Consider the following 5,812-nt stretch of genomic DNA (forward strand, 5'->3'; position numbering starts at 1 on the left):
GATCCGGGGCCAGGGGAGCTTGGGGTAGCGGGCGGTCTTCGCCGGCTCGGTGTTCGTCAGCGACATGGTGTAGCCGCTGCGACCGTGGAACGACCGCTCCAGGTGCAGGACTTGGAGGCCGTCGACGGCCCGCTCGTCCAGGCCCAGCTTCTGCGCCTTCCAGTCGAGGGCCGCCTTGAGAGCGTTCTCCACGGCCAGCGCCCCGCCGTCCACGAAGAACAGCCGTGGCAGCCGCGGGTCGCCGAGCACCCGGGCGAAGGTCCTGACGAACCTGGCGTACGGAACCGAGTAGAGGTCGGGGTTCGACGGCTTGTTGACGGCCGCGACGGCGAGCTCGCGCATGAATTCGGGGTCGTCGACAATGCAGGACGGATTAATGCCGAGCGGTGCCGAGGAAAAGAAGGAAAAGAGATCGAGAAAACGGTTCTTCGTAACGGCGTCGACCAGCCAGGAACCCGAACTGGCGGAAAAATCGAGGACGATGTCATAGCCGTCCACAAGCATATGGGGCTCAAGCGCGCGATGCACGTCCTGAGCGTTCAGTTCTCCCGTTACTGAAATGCCGTGGTCAGGACAGTGTCGTTGTTCACCCATGCTGCCATTCTGCCCCGGGCTGCTCTTGAGGTCCTCTTCCGGCTCTCTCGGAGTTCTCTTCCGGGATTTCCGGCAACGGCAGGAAAGCACCTGTTCGAAATCGCGCGGCGGCTGCTACGGTGCTTCACGTTCAGCGCGGTCCGCCTGCCCGAGCGGTGACGAGAGGAGCAGTACGTGTTGATGGACACGACGGTACCGACGTTCCAACTGTCCGAGCTTCAGGAGGGGCTCCGCCAGGACGAGTTCCGTAGCTGCCTGGCGGAGAAAGGTGTTTTCTATCTGACGGGCAGCAGCCTGTCGGAAGCCGACCAGAAATCCGCCAAGGATGTCGTCGTCGATTTCTTCGAGCACGGTACGGAGGAGGCGAAGCGGGCCGTCACGTCCCCGGTTCCCACCATCCGCCGTGGATTCACCGGGCTGGAGTCGGAGAGCACCGCGCAGATCACCAACACCGGAAACTACTCCGACTACTCGATGTGCTATTCGATGGGGACCTCGGACAATATATTTCCCACCGCGGAATTCGAGCGGATCTGGACGCACTACTTCGACCGTAAGTATGACGCCACCCGGGAGGCGGCGCGGCAGGTCCTGAAGGCGACCGGGACCGAGCCGGAGGGCGGCGTCGAGTCGTTCGTCAACTGTGAACCCCTGCTGAGGTTCCGGTATTTCCCCGAGGTCCCGGCGCATCGCAGCGCCGAGGAAGAGCCGCTGCGCATGGCGCCGCATTACGATTTGTCGACCGTGACGGTGATTCAGCAGACACCGTGCCCGAACGGCTTTGTGAGCCTGCAGTGCGAGGTCGGCGGCACTTTTGTGGATCTGCCGGCCAAACCGGACGCCGTTCTTGTCTTCTGCGGAGCCGTCGCGACCCTGGTGACCGGCGGCCAGGTGAAAGCCCCGAAGCACCATGTCGCGGCGCCGGGCCGGGACCGGATCGCGGGCAGCAGCCGTACGTCCAGTGTCTTCTTCCTGCGGCCCGACTCGGACTTCGCCTTCTCGGTCCCGCTGGCCAGGGAGTGCGGATTCGACATCAGCCTGGACGGCGAGACCGCCACGTTCAAGGACTGGATCCAGGGCAACTACGTCAACATCCGCACGAGTTCGTAGGCATGGGCGGTCATGGGCACCGGGCGCCGGGCACCGCTAGCCAGGGGCACCGGTAGCCAAGGGCGCGGGAAGTGCGGCGCACGGGAAGCCCAGGGCACAGGAAGTCCGAGCACAGCACCGAGGCATGGTTCCGGAGCACAGGGAGGGCACCGCCATGGGCACAGCAGGAGTCAGCGGCACCGACGGCATACGTGACAGGGCGGAGACGGCCCTGGCGCGCTGCGGCGTCGACATCGCCGCGTACAAGGGCGAGGCGATCACCGCCCGTACGCCCGTCACCGGCGCCGCCCTGTTCGGCCTGCGCGCCGACACCCCGGCGGAGGTCGACCGCGCGGTCGAGGCCGCCGACGCGGCGTTCCGTAGCTGGCGGACCACCCCGGCGCCGGTACGCGGCGCGCTGGTCAAACGGCTCGGCGAGCTGCTCGCCGAGCACCAGCGGGAGATCGCCGATCTGGTCACCGTCGAGGCCGGCAAGATCCGCTCCGAAGCGCTCGGCGAAGTGCGCGAGATGATCGACATCTGCGACTTCGCGGTGGGCCTTTCCCGGCAGCTCTACGGCCGCACCATGCCCTCCGAGCGGCCCGGCCACCGGCTGATGGAGACCTGGCACCCGCTGGGCGTGGTCGGTGTCATCAGCGCCTTCAACTTCCCCGTCGCCGTGTGGGCGTGGAACACCGCGGTGGCGCTGGTCTGCGGTGACACCGTGGTGTGGAAGCCGTCCGAGCTGACCCCGCTGACCGCCCTCGCCTGCTCCGCCCTGCTCGACCGCGCCATCGCCGAGACCGGCGCCCCGGCCCGTCTCAACCAGGTCGTCCTCGGCGGGGCCGGCACCGGCGAGCGACTTGTCGACTCGCCCCGGGTGCCGCTGATCAGCGCGACCGGCTCGACCCGGATGGGCCGCGCGGTGGCGCCCCGGGTGGCCGCCCGGTTCGGACGCAGCATCCTGGAGCTGGGCGGGAACAACGCCGCCGTGGTGACCCCGTCCGCCGATCTCGGACTCACCGTGAACGCGGCCCTGTTCGCCGCCGTGGGCACGGCGGGCCAGCGGTGTACGACGCTCCGCAGGCTGATCGTGCACGAGGACATCGCGGACACCGTCGTCGAGCGGCTCACCGCCGCGTACCGCCGGCTCCCGATCGGTGACCCGTTCCAGGACAGCACTCTGGTCGGGCCGCTCGTCGACGAGACCGCTCACACCAGGATGCGGCTCTCCCTCGACCGCGCGGTCGCGGAAGGCGGCACCCTGATCACCGGCGGGGAACGGCAGCTCGCCGAGGCGGCACCGGGCGCGTACTACGTCCGGCCCGCCCTGGTACGGATGCCCGCGCAGACCGCAGTCGTACGCGAGGAGACCTTCGCGCCGCTGCTGTACGTCCTGACCTACCGCGACCTCGACGAGGCGATCCAGCTCCACAACGATGTGCCGCAGGGGCTGTCGTCCGGGATCTTCACCACCGACCAGAGCGAGGCGGAACGGTTCCTCGCCGCCGACGGCGCGGACTGCGGCATCGTCAACGTCAATATCGGCACCTCGGGTGCGGAGATCGGCGGCGCGTTCGGCGGTGAGAAGGAGACCGGTGGCGGACGCGAGTCGGGCTCCGACGCCTGGCGGGCCTATATGCGCCGTGCGACCAACACGGTCAACTACTCCGGACATGTGGCACTGGCCCAGGGCGTGGACTTCTCCCCGGCCTCGTAACCGGATTCCCCGCACGCGGATTCCTCGTGGCACGGAGTGTGCCGGACGAGTGCGCCGAGCGGGGGTACGCCGACGCCTGCGCTCGCCGGAGCGTACGGCCCAGAAGCCGACCGGGGGAGTCCCAGCCATGCGGGGGAGATCCGCTGCCACGACGGCCCTTGTCCTGGCATGTACAGCACACTTTCTGGTTCTGTTCGACGTCTCCGTGATGACCGTCGCGCTGCCCTCGGTCCAGACGGATCTCGGGTTCGCCCCGGCGGGTCTGCAGTGGGTCGTCAGCGGCTACACACTGGCGTTCGCGGGGCTGTTGCTGCTGGGCGGGCGGCTCGCCGATCTCTACGGACACCGGCGGGTGTTCGTCGGCGGGCTCGCGGTGTTCACCGTCGCCAGTCTGATCGGCGGGCTCGCGACCACCCCTGCGATGCTGATCGCGGCACGGGCCGCGCAGGGGATCGGCGCGGCCGTGCTCGCCCCGCTGGCCCTGACCCTGCTGACCACCACCTTCCCCGAAGGCCCCGCGCGTACCAGGGCGTTGACGATCTGGACGGCGGTGAGCCTGGCCGGCGGGGCGTCGGGCAATCTGCTCGGCGGTGTGCTGACCGAGTACCTGTCCTGGCGTTCTGTCCTGCTGGTCAACGTACCGATCGGGGTCCCGGCGATCCTGTTCGCCGCCCGAATGCTCGCCCGGCGCGGCGCGCCCCCGAAGCGAGTACGGCTCGACCTGCCCGGCGCGGTGCTCGCCACGGCCGCGCTGACCCTGCTCACCCTCGGTGTCGCCCAGGCCCACACACACGCCTGGACCGACCGGGACACGGCGCTGCCGCTGCTTGGCGGGACCGCCGCCCTGGCCGCGTTCGTGGTCGTCGAGACGAGATTCGCACCGGCCCCCCTGATACCGCCGCGGCTGTTCCGGCTGCCCGGGATCGGCTGGGGGAACCTCGCGATGGTGCTGGCCGGGGCGAGCCAGGTCCCGTTGTGGTACTTCCTGACGCTGACCATGCAGGATGTGCTGCACTACAGCGCCGCGCAGACGGGCCTCGCGTTCGTGCCGCACGCGGTGGTGATGCTCCTGGTCGGACTGCGTCTCATTCCCTGGCTGATGCGGCATGTGCAGGCCAGGGTCCTGATCGCTGCCGGCGCGCTGATATCCGCGGCGGGTTTCTGGTGGCAGAGCGGTGTCACGCCGGACAGCGGCTACCTCACCGGTATCTTCGGCCCGTCCGTGGCCATCTCGTTCGGCGGCGGACTGCTCAGCACCCCGCTGACCACCACCGTCACCGCGGGCGTCGAGTCCGCCGACGCCGGCGCGGCCTCCGGGCTCATGAACACCTCACGGCAGTTCGGCGGAGCGTTCGGCCTCGCCGTGGTGCTCACCCTCACCGCGACCGCCACCTCCGGCGTGCGGGCCACGCCCGCCGCACTGGCCGACAGTTACGGGGACGCGTTTCAGGCCATTGCCGTGATCCTGCTCGCCCTGGCCGCGCTCACCCCCGTACTGCCCGCCCTGCGTGACACGCAATACGCCACTCGGCGCTGACGGCGCTTGTTCGCGGTCGGCGTCGGCACCGACCGCGAACAATGCGCAGGAGATAATCGACCGCACGGCCGGCGGTGGCAGCGGGAGCAGGGTGAAGATCGATAGGGTCACCGTCGGGCGCGAGCTCCGTACCGTCCGGCGGGGTGCCGATGACCGCGACGAGCGGCCGTACGCCTGGTCCGTGTCCCGCGCCGGACACAGCGACGGCCCCGACGGCCCACCGGGGGCCGGTCGCCAAGGCGCTCACGGAAGCGGTACGGGAGCACGCGCGCCCGCGCCGGACCGAAGCACCCGGCATCAGAACACGCGACACCGCCCGGTTCGGGCACGAAGCGGCGTCGCGGCATATCAAGGAGACATCAATGGCGGACCGATCCCCCGACACACTCGATCAGAACAGCGAGCCGAGAGAGCCGAGAGAACCGTCCGAGAAGAAGGCGTCGCCGTCGAAGGGCGCCGCGGAGAAGCAGCCGGAGCCCGGAGAGGCAGACCGCGCGACAGCCGCCGAACCCGCGGGGGCAGCCGGCTTATCGGGGACCAGGTCCCCGGCCCCCGGCCCCTCCAAGGCGTCACCCGCGAGCGCCGTCACCGGCAAGGCCGGGGGTACGGCCGACCGCCCGCGGACAGAGGCCGGCAGCGCGGCCAAGGCACCCGGGACACCGAAGCGCGAGGAGTCCGGCGCCGCTCGCGAGCCGTCCGGCACGACGGAATCAGTCAGGCCTTCCGGCAAGCAGGAATCGCCCGAGCCCCCGACCAAGGCCTCGCCCAAGCCGTCGCCCAAGCCCTCCGGCAGGCCCACGTCCTCGGACAGCGCCCAGGACGTCACCACACCGACGGTCACACTCCGGATTGCCCCCAAGGCCGCACCCGCC

4 protein-coding genes and 1 pseudogene are annotated in these 5,812 nt (G+C 69.7%); 4 read left to right on the forward strand and 1 reads right to left on the reverse strand.

All coding sequences use genetic code 11. The features are described from left to right. Window positions 1-504: aminotransferase class III-fold pyridoxal phosphate-dependent enzyme (locus tag WH07_RS06605; RefSeq protein ID WP_157877259.1), on the reverse strand; the 504-nt coding region annotated here is incomplete at its 3' end. Between the two features lie 270 nt (window positions 505-774). On the opposite strand from WH07_RS06605, the gene WH07_RS06610 reads away from it, so the two are divergent. From WH07_RS06610 to WH07_RS39595, 4 genes and pseudogenes are all read left to right on the forward strand, one after another. Continuing rightward, entirely contained in the window at window positions 775-1,704 is a 930-nt protein-coding gene (locus WH07_RS06610; protein ID WP_046496461.1) for a 2OG-Fe(II) oxygenase family protein, read from the forward strand. Window positions 1,705-1,858: 154 nt separating this feature from the next. Beyond that, window positions 1,859-3,403 (forward strand): L-piperidine-6-carboxylate dehydrogenase, encoded by a 1,545-nt coding sequence (gene amaB, locus WH07_RS06615; protein ID WP_046496468.1) that lies wholly within the window; start codon window positions 1,859-1,861, stop codon window positions 3,401-3,403. 127 nt (window positions 3,404-3,530) lie between these two features. Next, complete coding sequence (locus WH07_RS06620; RefSeq protein ID WP_046496462.1) at window positions 3,531-4,940, forward strand: MFS transporter; 1,410 nt, start codon at window positions 3,531-3,533, stop codon at window positions 4,938-4,940. A gap of 362 nt (window positions 4,941-5,302) precedes the next feature. Next, window positions 5,303-5,812, forward strand: a pseudogene (locus WH07_RS39595) (hypothetical protein); the annotation flags it as partial.

Source organism: Streptomyces odonnellii (assembly GCF_000981895.1).
GTDB lineage: Bacteria > Actinomycetota > Actinomycetes > Streptomycetales > Streptomycetaceae > Streptomyces > Streptomyces odonnellii.